23 protein-coding genes are annotated in these 18,584 nt (G+C 71.2%); 7 read left to right on the forward strand and 16 right to left on the reverse strand.

The genetic code is table 11. From position 1 onward, the window contains the following. The gene (locus AB0M73_RS14105; RefSeq protein WP_363890925.1) at positions 1-693 is read left to right on the forward strand and encodes a YoaK family protein; all 693 of its coding nucleotides are present in this window, start codon (positions 1-3) and stop codon (positions 691-693) included. On the opposite strand, the gene AB0M73_RS14110 is transcribed toward AB0M73_RS14105, so the two are convergent. Beyond that, a complete protein-coding gene (locus tag AB0M73_RS14110) occupies positions 683-1,435 on the reverse strand; it encodes a VOC family protein (protein ID WP_363890927.1) in 753 nt (250 codons plus the stop codon). The two genes, AB0M73_RS14105 and AB0M73_RS14110, sit on opposite strands and share 11 nt — an antisense overlap. Before the next feature lie 112 nt (positions 1,436-1,547). Here AB0M73_RS14110 and AB0M73_RS14115 point away from each other — a divergent pair, with 112 nt between their 5' ends. After that, positions 1,548-2,399 carry a pyridoxal-phosphate dependent enzyme gene (locus AB0M73_RS14115; protein WP_363890929.1) on the forward strand — a complete coding sequence of 284 codons (852 nt, stop codon included), beginning with the start codon at positions 1,548-1,550 and terminating at the stop codon, positions 2,397-2,399. A 32-nt stretch (positions 2,400-2,431) separates the two neighbouring features. After that, positions 2,432-3,160 (forward strand): methyltransferase domain-containing protein, encoded by a 729-nt coding sequence (locus AB0M73_RS14120; protein ID WP_363890930.1) that lies wholly within the window; start codon positions 2,432-2,434, stop codon positions 3,158-3,160. 167 nt (positions 3,161-3,327) lie between these two features. On the opposite strand, the gene AB0M73_RS14125 is transcribed toward AB0M73_RS14120, so the two are convergent. After that, positions 3,328-4,266, reverse strand: coding sequence for an ATP-dependent DNA ligase (locus tag AB0M73_RS14125; protein WP_363890931.1), 939 nt, complete (start codon positions 4,264-4,266; stop codon positions 3,328-3,330). Between the two features lie 263 nt (positions 4,267-4,529). On the opposite strand from AB0M73_RS14125, the gene trpB reads away from it, so the two are divergent. Further along, positions 4,530-5,735, forward strand: a complete 1,206-nt coding sequence (gene trpB, locus AB0M73_RS14130; RefSeq protein WP_363890932.1) for a tryptophan synthase subunit beta — start codon at positions 4,530-4,532, stop codon at positions 5,733-5,735. Between the two features lie 5 nt (positions 5,736-5,740). Further along, positions 5,741-6,517: a tryptophan synthase subunit alpha gene (gene trpA / locus AB0M73_RS14135; RefSeq protein ID WP_363890934.1), complete on the forward strand. Its 777-nt coding sequence runs from the start codon at positions 5,741-5,743 to the stop codon at positions 6,515-6,517. Here the strand turns inward: trpA and AB0M73_RS14140 are convergent. The 10 genes from AB0M73_RS14140 to AB0M73_RS14185 all read right to left on the reverse strand — a co-directional run bounded on the left by AB0M73_RS14140 (position 6,500) and on the right by AB0M73_RS14185 (position 13,593). Continuing rightward, complete coding sequence (locus AB0M73_RS14140) at positions 6,500-7,099, reverse strand: cupredoxin family copper-binding protein (protein ID WP_363890936.1); 600 nt, start codon at positions 7,097-7,099, stop codon at positions 6,500-6,502. The genes trpA and AB0M73_RS14140 overlap by 18 nt on opposite strands. Continuing rightward, complete coding sequence (locus AB0M73_RS14145; protein WP_363890938.1) at positions 7,096-7,479, reverse strand: hypothetical protein; 384 nt, start codon at positions 7,477-7,479, stop codon at positions 7,096-7,098. Before AB0M73_RS14145 ends, AB0M73_RS14140 begins: the two co-directional genes overlap by 4 nt. A 64-nt stretch (positions 7,480-7,543) precedes the next feature. Continuing rightward, complete coding sequence (locus AB0M73_RS14150; RefSeq protein WP_363890940.1) at positions 7,544-8,167, reverse strand: plastocyanin/azurin family copper-binding protein; 624 nt, start codon at positions 8,165-8,167, stop codon at positions 7,544-7,546. Then, positions 8,164-8,457 (reverse strand): hypothetical protein, encoded by a 294-nt coding sequence (locus AB0M73_RS14155; protein WP_363890942.1) that lies wholly within the window; start codon positions 8,455-8,457, stop codon positions 8,164-8,166. The genes AB0M73_RS14150 and AB0M73_RS14155 overlap by 4 nt, the downstream gene beginning before the upstream one ends. Positions 8,458-8,483: 26 nt before the next feature. Continuing rightward, a complete protein-coding gene (locus tag AB0M73_RS14160; RefSeq protein ID WP_363890944.1) occupies positions 8,484-9,428 on the reverse strand; it encodes a CopD family protein in 945 nt (314 codons plus the stop codon). Beyond that, complete coding sequence (locus AB0M73_RS14165; protein ID WP_363890946.1) at positions 9,380-9,913, reverse strand: hypothetical protein; 534 nt, start codon at positions 9,911-9,913, stop codon at positions 9,380-9,382. Before AB0M73_RS14165 ends, AB0M73_RS14160 begins: the two co-directional genes overlap by 49 nt. A gap of 115 nt (positions 9,914-10,028) precedes the next feature. Beyond that, positions 10,029-10,280: a PLD nuclease N-terminal domain-containing protein gene (locus AB0M73_RS14170; RefSeq protein WP_363890948.1), complete on the reverse strand. Its 252-nt coding sequence runs from the start codon at positions 10,278-10,280 to the stop codon at positions 10,029-10,031. Between the two features lie 5 nt (positions 10,281-10,285). Further along, positions 10,286-12,628 carry a glycosyl hydrolase family 65 protein gene (locus AB0M73_RS14175; RefSeq protein ID WP_363890950.1) on the reverse strand — a complete coding sequence of 781 codons (2,343 nt, stop codon included), beginning with the start codon at positions 12,626-12,628 and terminating at the stop codon, positions 10,286-10,288. Next, on the reverse strand, positions 12,625-13,320 hold the full coding sequence (locus tag AB0M73_RS14180; protein WP_363890951.1) for a beta-phosphoglucomutase family hydrolase: 696 nt from the start codon (positions 13,318-13,320) through the stop codon (positions 12,625-12,627). Before AB0M73_RS14180 ends, AB0M73_RS14175 begins: the two co-directional genes overlap by 4 nt. Positions 13,321-13,332: 12 nt before the next feature. After that, positions 13,333-13,593 (reverse strand): DUF3040 domain-containing protein, encoded by a 261-nt coding sequence (locus AB0M73_RS14185; protein WP_363890952.1) that lies wholly within the window; start codon positions 13,591-13,593, stop codon positions 13,333-13,335. Positions 13,594-13,732: 139 nt separating this feature from the next. On the opposite strand from AB0M73_RS14185, the gene AB0M73_RS14190 reads away from it, so the two are divergent. Then, positions 13,733-14,299 (forward strand): SRPBCC family protein, encoded by a 567-nt coding sequence (locus tag AB0M73_RS14190; RefSeq protein ID WP_363890953.1) that lies wholly within the window; start codon positions 13,733-13,735, stop codon positions 14,297-14,299. After that, positions 14,296-14,457, forward strand: coding sequence for a hypothetical protein (locus tag AB0M73_RS14195; protein ID WP_157494399.1), 162 nt, complete (start codon positions 14,296-14,298; stop codon positions 14,455-14,457). The genes AB0M73_RS14190 and AB0M73_RS14195 overlap by 4 nt, the downstream gene beginning before the upstream one ends. A gap of 84 nt (positions 14,458-14,541) precedes the next feature. Here AB0M73_RS14195 and AB0M73_RS14200 read toward each other — a convergent pair whose 3' ends face one another. From AB0M73_RS14200 to AB0M73_RS14215, 4 genes are all read right to left on the reverse strand, one after another. Next, positions 14,542-15,741 (reverse strand): sensor histidine kinase, encoded by a 1,200-nt coding sequence (locus AB0M73_RS14200; protein ID WP_363890954.1) that lies wholly within the window; start codon positions 15,739-15,741, stop codon positions 14,542-14,544. A gap of 30 nt (positions 15,742-15,771) precedes the next feature. Next, entirely contained in the window at positions 15,772-16,572 is an 801-nt protein-coding gene (locus tag AB0M73_RS14205) for a helix-turn-helix transcriptional regulator (protein ID WP_363890956.1), read from the reverse strand. Between the two features lie 33 nt (positions 16,573-16,605). Beyond that, the gene (locus tag AB0M73_RS14210; protein WP_363890958.1) at positions 16,606-17,739 is read right to left on the reverse strand and encodes a hypothetical protein; all 1,134 of its coding nucleotides are present in this window, start codon (positions 17,737-17,739) and stop codon (positions 16,606-16,608) included. Positions 17,740-17,835: 96 nt separating this feature from the next. Then, positions 17,836-18,576, reverse strand: coding sequence for an STAS domain-containing protein (locus tag AB0M73_RS14215; protein WP_363890960.1), 741 nt, complete (start codon positions 18,574-18,576; stop codon positions 17,836-17,838). Positions 18,577-18,584 lie beyond the last annotated feature (8 nt).

The following is an 18,584-nucleotide window of genomic DNA, read 5'->3' on the forward strand; positions in this document are numbered from 1 at the left end:
ATGCGCGTCTGGCACGAACTGACTCGCGGCGAGCGGCACGGCCCGCTACCGGCGTTGCTGCTGGCGCTGACGGCCGCGACCGGTCTCGTGGATGCCGTGAGCGTGCTGGCCCTCGACCGCGTTTTCGTCGCGAACATGACCGGCAATGTCGTGTTCGTGGCCTTCGCGCTGGCCGGGGTGGCGGGCTTCTCGCTGCTCGCGTCCGTGGTCGCATTGCTCGGCTTCCTGGCCGGGGCGTTCTTCGGCGGCCGCGTGGGCCGCGCGCACACGCACCGTGGTCACCTGCTGCGTGACGTCGCCCTTATTGAGTTGGGGCTGGTGGCAGCGGCGTTGCTCCTCTCCGTGTTCACGGGCGCGGTGGTCGGGCAGGCGGCGCTGCTGGCGATCGCGATGGGGCTACAGAACTCCACCGCGCGGCGGCTGGCCGTGCCCGACCTGACCACGACCGTGCTGACCTCGACCATGTCCGGCCTCGCCGCCGAGATCCGTCGTCAGGGACGGGTGGCGGCGGCGCGGCGGGCACTCGCCGTGGCCACGATGTTCCTGGGCGCGCTGATCGGGGCCGTGTTGGTGCAGCACAGCAGTCCGGCGTGGGCGCTGGCCGCCGCGGCGGTCCTGATCGGACTCGTCGCGGTGGTCAGCGCCGTGCGTAGCCGGGGTGGGGCGCCCTGGCACGCCGTCGTCACATCTTGATGACCGAGAAGGCCGCGCCGTGCGGGTCGTTGAGGACCGAGAAGCGGCCCTGCGGGATGTCCGTCGGCGGCACCGCGACCGAGCCGCCCAGCTCGACGCACCGCGCGGCGGCGGTGTCGGTGTCCGCGACGGCGAAGTAGACCATCCAGTGCGCCGGCAGCTCGGCCGGCCACATGTCGCCCTCCATCGGCATCATGCCGCCGATCATGCCGCCGTTGTGCGTCCACACCGTGTAGTGCACGTCGCCCGGCTGGTCCTCGTGGCCCCAGCCGAAAACGGCCTCGTAGAAGGACTTCGCGCCGGCAGGGTCGCGGGTCATCAGCTCGTTCCAGCTCAGCGCGCCCGGCACGTTGAACGTCGTGGCGCCGGGCATGGTGCCCGGCTGCCAGACCGAGAACGCCGCGCCGCCGGAGTCCAGGAACACGGCCATCCGGCCGTTCTCGCCGACGTCGCCGGGCGCCATCAGCACCTTGCCGCCGTTGGCCTCGACCTTGGCCGCGATGTCGTCGGCGCTGTCGGTGATGACGTAGGTGTTCCACAGCGGCGGCTGGCCCTCGCCGAACAGCGGGCCCGCGCCCGCGACGGCGTCGTCGCCGAGGTTGAAGATGGTGTAACCGCCGAACTCCTCGCCGCCGGTGTGCGCGGTCCAGCCGAACAGCTCCGTGTAGAAGGCTCTGGTCGCGTCCAGGTCGGGCGAGCCGAGGTCGATCCAGCCGGGCACGCCCGGCGCCACAGCGCTCATGATGGTGCTCCTCGTTTCGGCGGGACGGGGGACGTCCCGACACGTGAGCATCGTCGCAGCGGGGTCTGACATTTCGGGGTCCGCGGAATTCGGTTCGCCGTAGAGTGTCGCGGTGCAGGTTCCCTCCCCGCTGACCGAGCTGCACGACGAACGGCTGCGGGACGTTCGCCTCTATCTCAAGCGGGACGACCTCATCAGCCCGGACGTGCCCGGCAACAAGTGGCGCAAGCTCAAGTACAACCTGGTCGCCGCGCGGGAGCGTGGGCACCACACGCTGTTGACGTTCGGCGGCGCCTATTCGAACCACATCCGCGCCACCGCGGCGGCCGGCGCGCTGTTCGGGTTCGACACCATCGGCGTCATTCGCGGCGAGGAACACCGCCCTCTCAACGATTCCCTGGCTTTGGCCGTCAACCGGGGAATGCGACTGACCTATATGGACCGAACCACCTATCGTCGCAAGACCTCGCCGGAGGTGCTGGCTTCACTGGCCGCCGAGTTCGGCGACTTCTACCTGGTGCCCGAAGGTGGGACGAACATGTTGGCGCTCAAGGGATGCATGGAGCTGCCGGCCGAGATCGACCTCGACTTCGACGTCCTGTGCTGCGCCTGCGGAACCGGTGGCACCCTCGCCGGCCTCGCCGGCGGACTGCGGCCCGGACAGCGCGCCCTCGGCTTCTCCGCCTTGAAGGGCGGCGAATTCCTGGCCGACGACGTCCGTCGGTTGCAGACCGAGGCGTACGGGGCCGAGACCGGCAACTGGTCCATCGATTTCGCCTCGCATTTCGGCGGCTACGCGAAACGCACCCCCGAGCTGGACCAATTCGCGTCCGACTTCCGCCGTCGGCACGACGTCGAACTGGACCGGGTCTACGTGGCCAAGATGCTGCACGGCGTGTTCGCCCGGGTGCGGGACGGCCGGTTCCCCGCCGGCTCCGTCGTCGTCGCCGTCGTCACCGGCTGAAATCCGGTTGCGCCCGTCGCCACGCTGGTCGGGTGACCTTGACTCCACTGCATGACGACCTCCTGTTCAACGGGCCGCTGTCGTCCTACCGTGCCGATCTGCTGCTTCGTTCCCTCGGGCCGCTCGACGGGCAGCACGTCGTCGACCTCGGCTGCGGGTGGGCCGATCTGCTGCTGCGCGCCGTCGCCGCCGGCGCCACCGGGCACGGCGTCGACCAGGACGCCGAGGCCATCGCCCACGGCCGCAAGGTGGCCGTCGACCGCGGCCTCGCCGACCGCGTCACCCTCGACGTCGGCGACGCCGGCGCGTGGACCGGCTCCGCCGACGTGTTGATCGTCAACGGCGCCTCCCAGGTCTTCGGCGGGGAGCCGTTGACCCACACCGTCAACGCCCTCGAAGCCGGTCGCCGCATCCTCCGCCCCGGCGGCCGTCTCCTGCTCGGCGAGGGTTTCTGGGAGCGCGAGCCCACCGCCGCGCAGCTCGCCGTGATGCCCATCGAGCGCGAGCAGTACGGCTCCGTCGCCGACCTCGTCGACCTCGCGCTGGCCCACGGCTACCAGCTCCAGTGGCTCTCCCAGGCCAGCCAGGACGACTGGGACGAGTTCGAGTCCGCTCACGCCCTCGGCTACGTGCGCCACCTCCAGGCCCACCCCGACGACACCGAGGTCCGCGCCCGCGCCGACCGCCAGCGCACCTGGCGCCTCCACGGCTGGCGCGGCGTGTTGGGCATGGTGTATCTGACCCTGGTCCTGCCGCTGTGACCTTGCCCCGCCGGGGATCCCGGCCGGCCCGGCCCCGCCTCGTCGATGCGCCGGTCAGCAGGGGGTATGCCCCAAACCGGATTTCGGTGTGACGCTGGGCGGGACTCGCGGGGTGCCCCGAACCGGTTTTATGGGTGCTGGAGAGCGGGACTCGCGGGGGTGGGGGGTTATTGGCGGCGGGCGCGGGCTCGGCGTTTGCCCTCGTGCATGGCCTGGACGCGGGCCACGGGGATGGTGTGGCCCTCGGCGACCAGGTCGGCGGGGAGGGGCTGGGCTGGGGGCATGGCGGCGGACCAGGGGTCGGTGGAGGCCAGGAGGGCGGGGGCGGTGCGGATGGTGAAGTCGGAGGGGGAGGCGTCGTCGAGGGAGTCCCACGACAGGGGGAAGGAGACGGGGACGCCGGGGCGCAGCCGGGGGCTGTAGGCGGCGGCGACGGTGGCGCCGCCGGCGCGGGTGGAGTCGAGGAAGACCTTGCCGTGGCGGTCCTCGACGATGAAGGCGGTGGTGGCCAGGGCGGGGTCGAGGCGCTCGGCGCGGGCGGCGATGGCGCGGGTGGCGGCGGCGACGTCCTCGACGGAGGAGCCCGGAGCGACCGGCACGAAGATGTGGACGCCCTTGGAGCCGCTGGTCTTGACGGCGCCGCTGAGACCGCAGTCGGCCAGGGCCTGGCGGATGAGGTGCGCGGCCTGCACGACGAGGCGGAACGGCTCGCCGACGGGCGGGTCGAGGTCGAGCACCATGTGGGTCGGATGGGCCCACTGGTCCAGCAGGAACAGGGTGGGGTGGTACTCGACGGCCCGCTGGTTGGCGAACCACAGCAGGGTCCGGCGGTCGTTGCACAGCGCGTACGAGATCTCACGCTTGGAGGCCTCGGCCCAGATGGGCTGCCGAGCGACCCACGGTGGCGTGTACTTCGGCAGGTTCTTCTGCATGAACGACGGCTGGTCGCGCAGGGCGCGGATCACCGAGAGGGGCCGGTCGGTCAGCGCGCGCACCAGCTGTGGGTGCACGGCGTCGAGGTAGTCGACCAGGTCCCCCTTGGTCGCCTCGGCCCCGTCGAACAGGGGCTGGTCGAGATTGGTCAGCGCGACGCCGTCCCGTTCCATGGCACCACGATCCCCGTGCGGACGGGCGACGGCAACCCGTCGCCGGTTGTGTCGCCGCCGGTCACGGTATTACTCTCCGCCTCGTGACGAACGACGTGCGCTTTGGCGGGGCCCCGCGCGGCTCCCGCTCGCCCGCGCGTCGGATCAAGGGCCGCCGGGTGCGGTACCACATCGGCAGCGAACCGGGTCAGGTCCGCGGGATGCGATGGCACGGCTGAGTTTCCTCAGCCCACCCTGTGCCATTCCCGTAAGGACAACCTCATATGAACGCGTCTTTTTTCCATCCCGCCGACGGCGACGGGACGGGCGTCTTCGGCCGCTTCGGCGGCCAGTACGTGCCCGAGGCCCTGGTCGCCGCGATCGACGAGCTGACCGTCGCCTACGACAAGGCCCGCGCCGACGAGGACTTCGCGGCGGAGCTGACCGCGCTGCTGGCCGACTACGCCGGCCGGCCCACCCCGCTGACCGAGGTGCCGCGCTTCGCCGAGGCGGTCGGCACGCGGGTGTTCCTCAAGCGCGAGGACCTCAACCACACCGGCTCGCACAAGCTCAACAACGCGCTGGGCCAGGCGTTGTTGGCCAGGCGCATGGGAAAGCCCCGGATCATCGCCGAGACCGGGGCCGGCCAGCACGGCGTCGCGACGGCGACGGCCTGCGCGCTGCTGGGCCTGGACTGCACCGTCTACATGGGAACGGTCGACATCGAGCGGCAGGCCCTGAACGTGGCGCGGATGCGCATTCTCGGCACGGAGGTGGTGCCCGTGTCGACCGGCGCGGGCACCCTCAAGGACGCCATCAACGAGGCGTTCCGCGACTGGGTGTCCACTGTGGACTCGACGCACTACCTGTTCGGCACGGCCGCGGGCCCGCACCCGTTCCCGACGATCGTGCGCGACCTGCAACGAGTGGTCGGAGTCGAGGCGCGGGAACAGATCCTGCGCCGCACCGGGCAGTTGCCGGACGCAGTGCTGGCCTGCGTCGGCGGCGGCTCCAACGCCATCGGCGCGTTCCACCCGTTCCTCGACGACGCCGCCACGCGGCTGATCGGCTGCGAGGCCGCGGGTGACGGCGTCGAGACCGGGCGACACTCGGCGACGCTGACCGGGGGCCGGGTGGGTGTCCTGCACGGATCTCGCTCGTACGTGTTGCAGGACAACGACGGTCAGACCATGGAAACGCATTCCATCTCGGCCGGCCTGGACTACGCCGGCGTCGGGCCGGAGCACGCCTATCTGCGGGACAGCGGCCGGGCCGAGTACGTGCCGGTCACCGACGACGAGGCGATGGCCGCGCTGCGGCTGCTGGCCCGGACCGAGGGCATCATCCCGGCCATCGAGTCCAGCCACGCCCTGGCCGGCGCGATCAAGCTGGGCGCCGAGCTGGGCGAAGTGGTGCTGATCAACCTGTCCGGCCGCGGCGACAAGGACATGGACACCGCCGCGAGCTACTTCGACCTGGTGGGGGAGTGACGACCATGTTCTCAGGCGACAAGAAGACGGTCGTAGGCTATCTGCCGGCCGGCTTCCCGACCGTCGACGCCAGCGTCGAGGCACTGGTCGCGATGGCCGAAAGCGGTTGCGGCGCACTGGAGATCGGCCTGCCGTACACCGATCCGGTGATGGACGGGCCGGCCATCCAGTCGGCCAGCACGGTGGCGCTGGCCAACGGCGTCAAGACCGACGACGTGCTGCGCGTGGTGGAACGGGTGGCCGCACGGACCGAGGTGCCGATCCTGGTCATGACGTACTGGAATCCCGTTGAGCAGTACGGGATCGAGCGTTTCGCGGACCGCCTGCGCGAGGCTGGAGGCGCGGGCTGCGTGCTGCCGGACCTGCCGGTGCAGCACTCCCTGCCGTGGCGCGAGGAGGCGGCGAAGCGGGACCTGGCCAGCGTTTTCATCGTGGCGCCGAGTTCCACCGACCGGCGTGTGGCCGAGATTGCCGCTGCGAGCACGGGATTCGTCTACGCGGCGTCCACCATGGGCGTCACGGGGATGCGCACCCAGGTCACCGGCGGGGACCTGGTGGGGCGCATCCGGACCGCCACGGATCTGCCGGTGTTCGTGGGACTCGGCGTGTCGAACGGCCGCCAGGCGGCCGAGGTGGCGGGCTTCGCCGACGGTGTGATCGTCGGCTCGGCGATCGTCCGGCGGATGCTCGACGCGCCGGACGTCGGCACCGGCATCGCCGAGATCCGCGCGCTGTGCGGTGAACTCGCCGACGGGGTCAGCTCCCTAGTCGGCAGCCCGTGATGCGATCAGCAGCAGGCAGAGCGTTGCCACCGCGGCGACCAGCCCGGCTACGAGCAACATGGGGTTCAGGGTGGGCTGATCGATCGGTGTCATCGCCTGCATCGCCTGCGGCGCTTGAGAAGTAGCAGCGGTCGTCGTCGGTGGCGCGGTCGTCGTGGTCGGATGCATGACCTCGACGGGTGCGCCCCCGGCGGTCGGCCGCCGTGCCGCGGTGGTCGTCGCCGGCCGCTGTGTCGGTGTCGTCGGGGTCGCGGCCAGCACGATGACCTGTGCCCTCATGTCGGGGTGGATGGAGCAGATGTACGCGTACGTGCCGGGCTGGCTGAAGGTGTAGGTCCAGGACTGGCCGGTGGCCAGTGTCGGCGAGTGCAGGGGCACCGGGGCGCTGGTCGTGGTGACGTCGTGCGGCGCCTGGTCCTGATTGGTCCAGGTGATCGTGTCCCCCACGTGCACGGTCAGCGCGGCCGGCGCGAAGGCGTACTGCGCCATCGCGACGGCGTGGACCGCGGCCATGGCCGGTGTCGGCGCCAGCAGCGTGAGAAACGGCAGGACCAGCAACGAGAAGAGCAGTCGGCGGGTCATCGGGTGAACTCCATCGCGGCCTCGATCCGGACCCGGCGCCGGCCGGGCGCGACCGCCGTGCCCGTGGCCGCGAACACCAGGCTGTTGTCGTCCCGGTGCACGATGCGAGCCGTCAGCCGGAGGGTGTGCCGCCGCTCGCGGAGATCGAGCCGGCCGGTGAGGCTCAGTCGGCGACGACCCGCAACGGTGACGGTCGCGGTGAGCAGGTCGGGCAGGCACAGCGTCGTCTCGTCGCCGATGACCAGTTCGCCGCCGTCCGTCCGGATCCGGCGGTGCAGCAAGGGAAATGTGGTGCGTTCGAGGACGCAGCCGCCGAGGCGGAACGCGCCGGGCGGCGGCAGGGCACGGTCGCCGACCGGCAGGACTGCGGTGTCGGGCATGGACGGGTCCTTTCAGCGCGGGGGAAGGGCCGCAGCGGGCCACGCTGACCGCTGCGGACCGCGATCAGCAGGTCAGCTGGTTGAACACCGGTTCGAGCATGCTCTCCACGAGCACGGTGTGGGTCTTGACGTACTGGTCCACGTTCAGCAGGTCGGTGACCTGCTGGCCGAGCGACTCGTCGAGGTGGGCCGCCTTGAGGTGGGCCAGCAGCGGTGAGAGCACGTCCTTGACCGTCTGGTCGGCATCACCGTTGAGGATGGGGGTGAGCATGTTCTCGATCAGCACGGTGTGGGTCTTGATGTACTGATCGGTGTTGAGCGCGTCGGTGACCTGTTGGCCGAGAGACTCCTCCAGGTGCGCCGCCTTGAGGTGCGCGATGAACGGCGCCAGCGCCTCCTTCACCGCGCAGCCGCTGCCCGGCGTGGAGGTCGGCATGGTCATCGTGGTGGTGGGCGACGTCGTCGTTGTCGTCGGCGGCGGGGTGGTGGTGGGCGGGGGAGTGGCGCCCTGCACGGTGACGCTGGCCTTCATGTCCGGGTGCACGGCGCAGTAGTACGAGTACGTGCCGGCTTTGGCGAACGTGTAGCTGAAGGTCTGACCCTGTTGCAGCGTCGGTGATGCGAACGTCACCGGGCCGGCGGAGACCGTCACCGTGTGCGGAGCCGTGTCCTCGTTGGTCCACGTCACCGTGTCCCGACCGACACGGTGACACTGGCCGGGCTGAACGCGTAGTTCTTGATGTCCACGGCGATCGCCGAGGACTCCGCGGCCGGCGAGTACTGTGCGACGGCGGCCTTCTGCGCGTCCACGACCGAGGCGGGCAGGGCGGCCGTCTGCGCGGCCGGCTGCGGGATCGCGGTGCGCTGGTCGTCGGCGCGCAGCGAGGTCAGCGCGAAGACCGATCCGGCGACGGCGAGCAGTGCGAGCGCGGGCAGCAGCAGACCGCGCCGGCGTGCCGACAGGGGTGGTTGGTCCACTTCGGTTTTCCTCTCGGGTGGGGACATCAACGGCCGGGACTGGCCGTGACGAGGAAGCTCGCGGCGAGCAGCACGAACACCACGAGCACTGTCTCCGCGGTGACGGAGTAGACGAACGGCCGGACCGTGCGGGCGTCGCCGCGCAGCACGACGGCGAAGTCCAGCCGCCGGCCGACCCAGCTCTTGCTCGCCTGCGCCGCGGCCAGCACGACGGCGAGCACGCCGATCTTGACCAGCAGGATCCGGCCGTAGTCGGTGTGCAGCAACGCATCGACCGACCCCAGCGTCTGCCAGGCGAGCACCAGGCCGGCCGCCAGGACCGCGCCGACGCTGACCATCGCGAGTCGCGAGTAGCGCGGCACCACCCGGGCCAGCTCCTCGGGCCTGCGCCGGGGCAGCACGCCGAACAGCAGCACCGCGAGGCCGCCGATCCACAGCGCCATGCCGAGCAGGTGCACCAGGTCGGCGATCTCCACCAGCGCGGTGCCGGCGTCGGAGGTGTGCCCGGTCAGGCCGACCGCACGCAGCAGGCCCAGCCCGACGGCCAGCGCCCCGGTCCGCCACGCGACCGATCGCGCGGCGATCTCCTTGCGTTGCAAGAGGTCCGCCAGCACGACGCCGGCCAGCAGCCAGAGCAGCGCGATGTCCAGCCACACCCGGCCGAAGTCCGTGGCCAGCACCTGCGTGACGAGCGGCAGTCCGATCGGGCCGGCGCCGGCCCAGACGCCTTCGAGCACGAGGGTGGCGACGGCGCCGGTGGCGCCGAGCAGCCAGCCGGTGGTGATCACGCGCCTGGTGGCGCGCACCGCGCTGCCCGCCGGCCAGAGCAGGGCGACGAAACTGCTGCCGCCGAGGAAAAGCGCGATGCCGAGGTAATCGACGAGCCTGGCCAGCACGTACCAGGATCGGGCCGCGTCGACGCTCATCGAGTGGTCGGCGTCGGCGTGGTGGTCGTGGTCGCCGCCGGGCACGAACCCAGCAGGGTGTCCACCAGCGGCGGCAGGCCGACGCCGGACACCAGCGGCCCCAACAACGGAAGTCCTTGCACGCCGGTGGTGAGCCCGTCGGCGACCTGCGGCAGCAGGCCGAGTGTGCAGGTCGGCCCGGTCGTCGTCGTCGGGACGCCTGTCGTTGTCGTCGGCGTCGCCGTGGTGGGTGTGGTGGGCGCCGTCTGGACCGGAATCGCCGCCGTTGTCGTTGCTACGTAAGGGTTGTCGCCCTGCTGTGCGCCGATGCCGGGGTAGCCGGCCGACTGACCGCCGCCGCCGCCGGTTTGGTCGCCGCCCGGTTCCATGGCCGGCGGCGCGGGAGTGCCGGCCGTGGCCGGCGGCGCCGCCGCCGCGCCGGTGGTCTGGTGGATGCCGAGTCCGGAGGCGAAGCCCAGGACCACGACCACCGAGCCGACCAGGCTCGCCGCCACCACATGCTCGCGCCGTAAGGAGATTCCTGCCGCCACGTGTCTGCTCCCCGCTGCTGCCCTGATGCCGGTGGACGAACGGGGACTGCTCCGTTCGTCCGTCGTTGCGCGTCACAGTGGAGCAGAGCGTGCATGGCGGGTAGTGACCGATCAGTCACTGATCGGTAAATCGAACCTCACAGTCACGAAGATCCGGTTGTGAGGGTCGGCGGCCCCAGCCGAAGTAGGCGAGCGGCCCGAAGAAGTTGACGCCGATGGCCAGTGTCCACGCCCACTTCGGGCCGCGAACCCTGGCCGCCGGGCGGATCGCGAGATCCACCCAGGCGGCCACCGCGATGACCACCTGGACGATGCCGATGGCCGCGAACTGGCGGCGGCGGTGCGGACTCAGATCGTCCCAACCCATGTTGGTCAGCTCTCCTCGACGTCACGCCGCCGAGGGGCGCGGCCGGGCGGTTGCTGGCTGGGGCGGACCCGCGGCGGCGCGGGAATGGGGAGCTCCTGCGGCTCGGCGAGGTGCACGGTCCGTCCATGGTGGACGATCGTCAGGTCGTCGGGACCGTCCACTTCGTACCGGGCCGAAGCGGGGGTGATGGTCACTCGGAGACGGGAATCCCGCTGCCGCACGGAGAACTTCAACCGCGACAACCCCGGCGGCAGCCGTGGGCTGAAGTGCAGCATGCCGCCGTCCTGGCGCAGGCCGCCGAGACCGTTGACGAGGGCGACCCAGGCCCCGGCCAGCGACGCGATGTGCAGGCCGTCGGCCGTGTTGTGCTCAAGGTCGGCGATGTCCATCAACGCGGCCTCGGCGAGGTAGTCGTGGGCCAGCTGGAGCTGGCCGACCTCGGCGGCCACAACTGCCTGCACGCAGGCCGACAGGGACGAGTCCCGCACGGTGATGCGCTCGTAGTAGTCGAAGTCCCGGGCCTTCTGCTCGGGCGTGAACTCCTCCGGGCACTGCATGATGGCCAGCACCAGGTCGGCCTGTTTGACGACCTGCTTGCGGTAGATCTCGAAGTACGGGTGGTTGAGCAGCAGCGGGTACTTGGAGCGGGCGAAGTCCCATTCCTGGTGCCGGGTGAAGCCGTCGGACTGCGGATGCACGCCGAGGGTCTCGTCGTACGGCACGAGCACCGCCTTGGCGGCGTCGTGCCAGGCGGCGGACTCCTCCTCGCCGACGCCGAGCTGGCGGGCCCGGTCGGGGAAGCGGTGCACGTACTCGTAGGCGGCGAGCAGATTCCGCTTGGCCATGAGGTTCGTGTACACGTTGTTGTCGGCGATGGCGCTGTACTCGTCGGGGCCGGTGACGCCGTCGATGCAGAACCGGCCCTCGCTGTTGTGGTGCCCCAGCGACCGCCACAGCCGGGCGGTCTGCACCAGCAGCTCGATGCCGGCGGTGGCGGCGAACTCCTCGTCGCCGGTGGCGCTCACGTACCGGGTGACGGCGGCGGCGACGGCGGCGTTGAGGTGGAACGCGGCGGTGCCGGCCGGCCAGTAGCCGGAGCACTCGGCGCCGGTGATGGTCCGCCACGGGAAGGCGGCGCCCTCGAAACCCAGCTGCTGCGCGCGGTCCAGGGCCAGCGGCATTGTGTCGTGCCGCCACCACAAGGCGTGCGAGACCGCCTCCGGGTAGGTGTAGGTGAGCACCGGCAGCACCAACATCTCGGTGTCCCAGAACGCGTGCCCGTCGTAGCCGGGGCCGGTCAGCCCCTTGGCGGCGATAGCCCGCCGCTCGCCCCGCGCCGCCGCCTGCAACACGTGGAACAGGGCGAACCGGACGGCCTGCTGGACCTCGGCGTCGCCGTCCACCTCGACGTCGGCGTCACGCCAGAAGTTGTCCAGGAACTCCTTCTGCTCCGCGACGAACGCGTCCCAGCCGGTCACCTTGGCCGCCGCCAGCGCGGCCTCGACCTGGTCCCGCAGGGCCGGCACGGACCGGGTGCTCGACCAGCCGTAGGCCACGAACTTGGCAAAACCCAGCTTCTGGCCAGGGGCCAGCCGGTTGCCGATGGAGAACCGGCCGAGGTCCGGCTCGATCTCCGTGCGGCACGGCAGCTCGTCGTCGCCGAACACGGTGTGGTCCATGGCCGCGGCCACGCCCAGCCCGCTGTGCTCGACACGGTGCACCAGAACCGCCTTGGTGCCGTGCGCCGCGTGCATGACCGGGTTCAGCGGTCGGGCCAGCACCGCCGAGGACCGCGGGTCGTCGGACTGCGCCGGCAGCTCCTCGTTGGCGATCAGCTCGGACTGGATGACCACGCGCACCGACTGGTCGACGGCCTCCACCTCGTAGCCGATCGCCGCCACGGCCCGCTGCGTGAACGAGACCAACCGGGTGGAACGGACCTTCACCGCCTTGCCGGCCGGCGACACCCAGTGGATCTCGCGGGTCAGGCAGCCGGTGCGGAAGTCGAGGGTGCGCTCGTGGCTGACCAGGGTGCCGTAGCGCAGGTCGAGCGGCTCGTCGTCGACCAGCAGCCGGATCACCTTGCCGTTGGTGACGTTGATGACCGTCTGGCTGTCCTCGGGATTGCCGTAGCCGCGCTCGGCGTACGGCAGCGGGCGCACCTCGTGCACGCCGTTGAGGTAGCTGCCGGGCAGCGCGAACGGCTCGCCCTCGTCCAGGTTGCCGCGCCAGCCGATGTGGCCGTTGGACAGGGCGAACAGCGACTCGCTCTGGGCCAGCAGGTCCAGGTTGAGGGTGGACTCGCGCAGCTGCCACGGCTCGACGAGGAAGTCGGGACTGGGGATCACAGCAGGTCCGCCAGGTCCTTGACGACGTGGTCGGCGCCATGTCGGCGCAGCGCCTCGGCCTGGCCGACCCGGTCGACACCGACCACGAAGCCGAACTTGCCGGCGTGGCCCGCCTCGACGCCGGCCAGCGCGTCCTCGAACACCACGGCCTCGCCCGGCTCCACGCCGAGCTCCTTGGCGGCGGCGAGGAAGGTGTCCGGGGCCGGCTTGCCCTTGAGCCGCCGCACCGCGGCCACGATGCCGTCCACCTCGACCTGGAAGTAGCCGTCCAGGCCGGCGGCGACCAGCACCTCGTGCGTGTTGGCGCTGGAGGAGACGACCGCTCGCGGCAGGCCGGCGGCCACCACCGCCTCCAGGTACTGGCGGGAGCCCTCGTAGGCCTCCACGCCGTCCCGGCGGATGAGCTCTTGCACCAGGTCGTTCTTGTGGTCGCCGATGCGGCGGACCGTCTCCTCGTCGAAGTGGATGCCACGGGACTGCAGGAAGGACCGCACGCCGTCGGCCCGCGGCTTGCCGTCCACGTACTCGTCGTAGTCCTGGACGGGGTCGAAGGGCACGTAGGGGCCGCCCCGGGAGGCGAGGAACTCGTCGAACGCCTGCTGCCAGGCCTTCGCGTGCACCACCGCGGTCTTCGTCAGCACGCCGTCCATGTCGAACAGCAACGCCTTGGTGGTATCCGGGACACCGAGCACGCGCTCACTCCCTCAACTGCGCCTCCGGGTGCGGTGCCGGTACAGCAGCACGGAACTCACGGCCGCCATCACGAAACCCCAGATGGCGAGCGTGCCGCTCAGGCACACGCAGCCCAGCACGAACAGGGCAAGCCCGAGCGTACCCGTCGCGAGCACCAGCCACCGGTGACGCGCCACCCAGTCGAGGCTCAGCCGGCTCGCCAGTCTGGGATCGTCGTTCGCCAGGCGCCGCTCTATCTCCTCGAGCTGGCGCCGCTCGTTCTGACTCAACATCAACCGCTCCACTTCGCCCGCCGGCCCGCCCGCACGGACCGCCCGGTTCCTGGGTACCGCGTTCTCCACTGGGGAAAACGCGTGTGATTGAGGTGCGGCCGGCCGGGTACCCGAATTGCGTAGAGAGGAGCAACGAGCGATGACCACCATCGAGAAGACGATCGATGTGCGGGTGCCCGTGCGCACCGCCTACAACCAGTGGACCCAGTTCGAGTCGTTTCCCTACTTCATGGAGGGCGTCGAACGCGTCATCCAGCTCGACGACCGGACCACGCACTGGGAGACCACCGTGGCCGGCGCGCACCGCGAGTTCGACGCGGAGATCACCGAGCAGCACCCGGACGAGCGGGTCGCCTGGCACTCCACCGACGGCCCGTCGCACGGCGGCGTCGTGACGTTCCACCGGCTGGACGAGCACTCGACGCGGGTGAGCCTGCAGATGGAGTTCGAGCCGGAGACCATCACCGAGAAGGCCGGCGCCGCGCTCGGCATCCTCGGCGTCCGGGTCAGCGGCGACCTGGAGCGGTTCAAGCAGTACATCGAGGAGCAGGGGCACGAGACGGGGGCGTGGCGCGGCAACATCGACGCCCCGCCGCAGACCCCGATGCCCCATCCGCCGCCCCCGGAGCACGACCCCGCCGTGGCCGACGACCGGCCCGTCCATCCCGGCCTGCCCGGCCCGGTGACCCCCTGGATGCGGCCATGACCGTCCCGCCGATCGACCCCGAGCCCCAGCCGGACGAGAACCGCCCCATCGGCGACCCCTCGCCCGGCCACGGCTCGGGCCCGGCCGCCCCGGACGACCCCGACGCCCCGGAGGAGTTGGAGGAGCCCGTCACCCTGGACCCCGACGACTACCGCTAGCTCCGCGTCAGGGCACTTGATGCAGGGAAGGACGCCTTACCCGCGTTGAACGAGGGTAAGGCGTCCTTCCCTGCATAACGGGGGTCAGGGCGCGGGGAGCAGGATGCGGGCGAGGGTGGGGCCGCCGGTGGGGCTGGTGATGTCGAGGCGGCCGTCGAAGGGGGCGAGGCGGCGGCGGAGGCCGGTGAGGCCGCCGGCCTCGACGACACCGCCGCGGCCGTTGTCGGAGACTTCGGCGACGAGGGTGTTGCCGGTTCGGTGCAGGGAGATCCGCGCGTGGGTGGCATGAGCGTGCTTGGCGATGTTGGTGAGCAGCTCGGCGATGGCGAAGTACAGGGCGGATTCTATTGGCGTGTCGAGACGTTCGGGTAACGAGGCGTCGACGACCGTGTCGAGTGGACTGTCGAGGGCCAGCGCGCGGACGGCGTCCACGAGGCCGCGTTCGGTCAGTAGCGGCGGGCTGATTCCCCTGACCAGGTCACGAAGTTCGGTCAGCGACGCCGCCGCGCCGGCCCGGGCCTCACGCAGCAGCTCGACCGCCTGTTCGGGATTGGTCCGCAGCAACCGCTCGGCCGTGGCCAGGGACATGCCGAGGGCGACGAGCCGGGCCTGGGCGCCGTCGTGCAGATCCCGTTCGATGCGACGGATCTCGGAGGCTTGGGCGACGGTGGTGTCGGCCCGCTGGGCGGTCAGCTCCTCGACCCGGTCGGCGAGCGCCGTCGACACCGGCGGGCGCAGGAGGCGGACGATCATCGGCTCGGCGATCCGCCAGACATAGGGGGAGGCGGCGATGGCCACCACGAAGACGACGTTGACCAGCACGGCGAGGGCGATTCCGGACAGCGGCACGGCCGCGACCAGGCCGACGGTGAACGGGGCGAGCAGCACGAACCGCAGGTCACGCCAGCCGGCCGGATCCCGGAACCGGGTCCGCCACCACAGCTCCTGCCGGGCGTCGCGAGCGGTGCGTGAATAGGAGTGCCCGTTCCACCAGTAGCCGGTGGACAGCTCCGTCACCGCGCCGAGCGGCCGGTAGCCGTCCGGGATGTCCACGGAGCCCCACCGCCGCGCCAACGAGCGGAACATCCGGCATACCGGGCGGGCCAGCACCACCGTGCCGATGGCCGCCCACACGAACGGAGCGATCCACGACCACGCGGTGCCGCCCCACCACAGCCACAGCCCCACGGCCGCGGCCCAGACCGCCGGCACCAACATGCTGACCGCCAGCAGGACACACGCCTCCGCGAACCCCAGACCGGCGGCCACCACCCACTTCCGCATGGCGTTCACTGTGCCGCAACCGGCGACGCTTCAGACCCGTTCTCGGGCGATCAGCCGCTGCAAGGCGTCGGCGCTGGCCGTGCCGGCCTCGGCGTGGAACACCACCAGCGTCAACGCGGTGCTGGCAATGGGCAGCTTCTCGCTGTGCAGCTCCAGACGACCGGCGATCGGGTGCGTGAAGTGGATCATGTGCCCGGCGCGGGCCTTCACGTCGTGCAACGCCCACAGCTCACGGAACCGCGCGCTGCGGGCCGACAGGTCGTCGACCAGCTCCATCAGGTCCGGGTTGTCCAGGTCGGCGCCGAAGGAGGCGCGCAGGATGGCCACGCCCTCGGCGACGGTCTCGTCCCACTCCGGCCGGAACTCCCGCTCGGCCGGGTCCAGGAACACCGTCCGCAGCAGGTTCACGCCCACCGCGTAACACGGCCCCAGCGCAGTGGCCGCCCGGTTCGCGGCGACGACGTTGGACAGCCGGTCCTGCACATAGGCGGGCGTCGCCGGCCAGCTGTCGATCAGCTGGAGGATGCTCGCCGGCACCCGCTCGCTCGCCCGCGGGGCCACCGGGCGGGCCAGTTCGTGCAGGTAGGCGGTGGCTGCCGGGTCCAGCCGCAGCACGGCGGCCAGGGCGTCCAGGACCTGCCCGGAGGGGTGTTGGTCCCGCCCCTGCTCCAGCCGCATGTAGTAGTCGCTGCTGATGCCGGCCAGCAGGGCCAGCTCCTCGCGCCGCAGCCCCTGCACCCGCCGCCGGCCACCGCCCGCGGGCAGGCCGACATCGGCGGGCCGGACCTGCTCGCGCCGGGCCCGCAGGTAGTCGCCGAGACGATTCGTCACTGTGTCAACTTAACCGAGCCCCCCTACACGGTCCTAGAACCCCGCCGCCCGGTAGGCGGAGAAGTCCAACGGCGGGGCGACGTCGACCTGGTCGCACTGCGGGGCGTTGTCCCGGGTCTTGGGCCACTGCGTGAGATAGAGGATGCGGCGGCCGCTGTCCTTGCTGCCCTTGAGGAAACCGTCCGCGGCCACCGTGTCGTTGTAGAAGGACTCGCCGATGATCACCGGCTGGTCGGGGTAGCCCTGCCGGCGCAGCTGCTGGTCGTCGCCGACGAGCTGGTTGTACTCGTCGCCGTAGATGTGCAGGTCGAAAACCGGCGGAGGGTTGTCGCCGTAGACCTTGGCGACGTTGGGGATCTGGCCGGGATCGTTGCTGTTGACCGAGAAGCCCACGGTGTCGGCGCGGCCGTACTTTGCGGTGTAGTCCTGCCACAGCTGCTGGTCGTAGCGGACCACGACGCTCTGCCCGGTCGACGGCGTCAGCTCGTTGCCCAGGTCGATCCGGTACGGGATCTTGGCCGCCACCACCAGGTCGTGCACCTTCTGGACGAGCTGCCAGTTCTCGTCGTACAGGTCCTGTTGCCAGCCGCGCCAGCCGCTGGGGTTGTTGGGGTTCTGGGAGTTGAACGCCACCGTCACCTCGGCGAAGCCGGCCGTCCTCACGCCGGCCAGCAGGTCGGTGAAGTTCTTCAGGTCGGCCGGGGACAGGGTGCCGCCGGTGGAGTCCATCACCGCGCCGCCGCCGTCGCCGTGATGGTGGAAGACGCCGATGGTCAGCCGGTCCTGGCCGGCGGCGCGCATCTGGCCGAGCTGGAGGCGGATCATGTCCGGCGCCCGGGAGAAGCCGCTGATCACGTTGTAGGGCTCGCGATAGCAGCCGTTGAGGTAGTAGAAGTCGTAGTTGGAGCCGCCGGCGACGGGCGAGGGAGTGTCCGGCGCCGTTGGCGCGGTGGGTGTTGGCTCAGTGGTAGTGGGCGCAGGGGGCGTTGGTGAAGCGGTCGTCGGCGAAGCGGTCGTCGGCGACACGGGCGTCGCGGCGGCGGCGAGCGGCGCGGGGTCCGCGGGCAGCGGGGCGGGCGCGGGCTGGTCGGCCCCGGCCCGCACGACCGGGATCGCGACGGTGGCGACCAGCAGCACGGACAGGGACAGGATGCGGCCGATTCGCATGGGCGACCTCCTCCGCGGGGATCACCAGCCTCGCACCACCGTCCCAAGTGGACCGATGAAGACCGGGTCAATCCACCCTTACGGGTGATTGTCGGCTCAAGCACCGCCGCTGAGCACGGCCCAGACGACCTTGCCGCCGGCCCAGGTCGGCGCGTATCCCCAGGCCCGGGCGATGACGTCCACTATGTACACGCCGCGGCCGCCGGTCGGGGCGGCGCCGACCGTGTGACGGCGCGGCGGCGCGGGGGCGTCGTCGCGGACGGAGATCGTGAGGACTCCACGACTCAGGTCCAGCCGCAGCCGGGCCTGGGAGCGCGCATGGTGGACAGCGTTCTCCACGAGTTCGGACGCGACCAGACAGGCGTCCTCGCACAGTCCGTCGACGTTCCACGCCGCACAGGTGTCGTTGACGAAACGCCGGGCCCGGGCCGCGCTGGCGATCTCGGCCGGCAGTTCCATCACCGCGTGTTGGCGCTCCGGCATGGTCCCCAACGCCCGCACCGCCTCCGCGACTGTGGAAAACGTCGGCACCGTTTCGTCCAACGCCGTGCGGCGCAACAGGTCCCGCACCGTGCCGTCGGAAACGGCCAGTGCCACAAGCACCCCCGGCCACTCGGCGGCCCGGCGGGCCAGCGTGCCGAAGGCCCCCAACGCGATCGGGGTGCCCACCGTCGTGCCGTCGAGCTCGACGACCACCCCGGACGGCTCGTCGGCCAGGCACTTGAGCAGCGCCGAGCGCAGGTGCCCGACGGTGCGGAGACCGATCTCGCCGGCGAGGCGGACGATCGCGGCACGCCCGTGGTGCGCCACGTCGACCGTGAGGTGAGAACCTGTCATGACAGGCG

The sequence above is a fragment of the Kutzneria sp. NPDC051319 genome, assembly GCF_040682195.1.
GTDB lineage: Bacteria > Actinomycetota > Actinomycetes > Mycobacteriales > Pseudonocardiaceae > Kutzneria.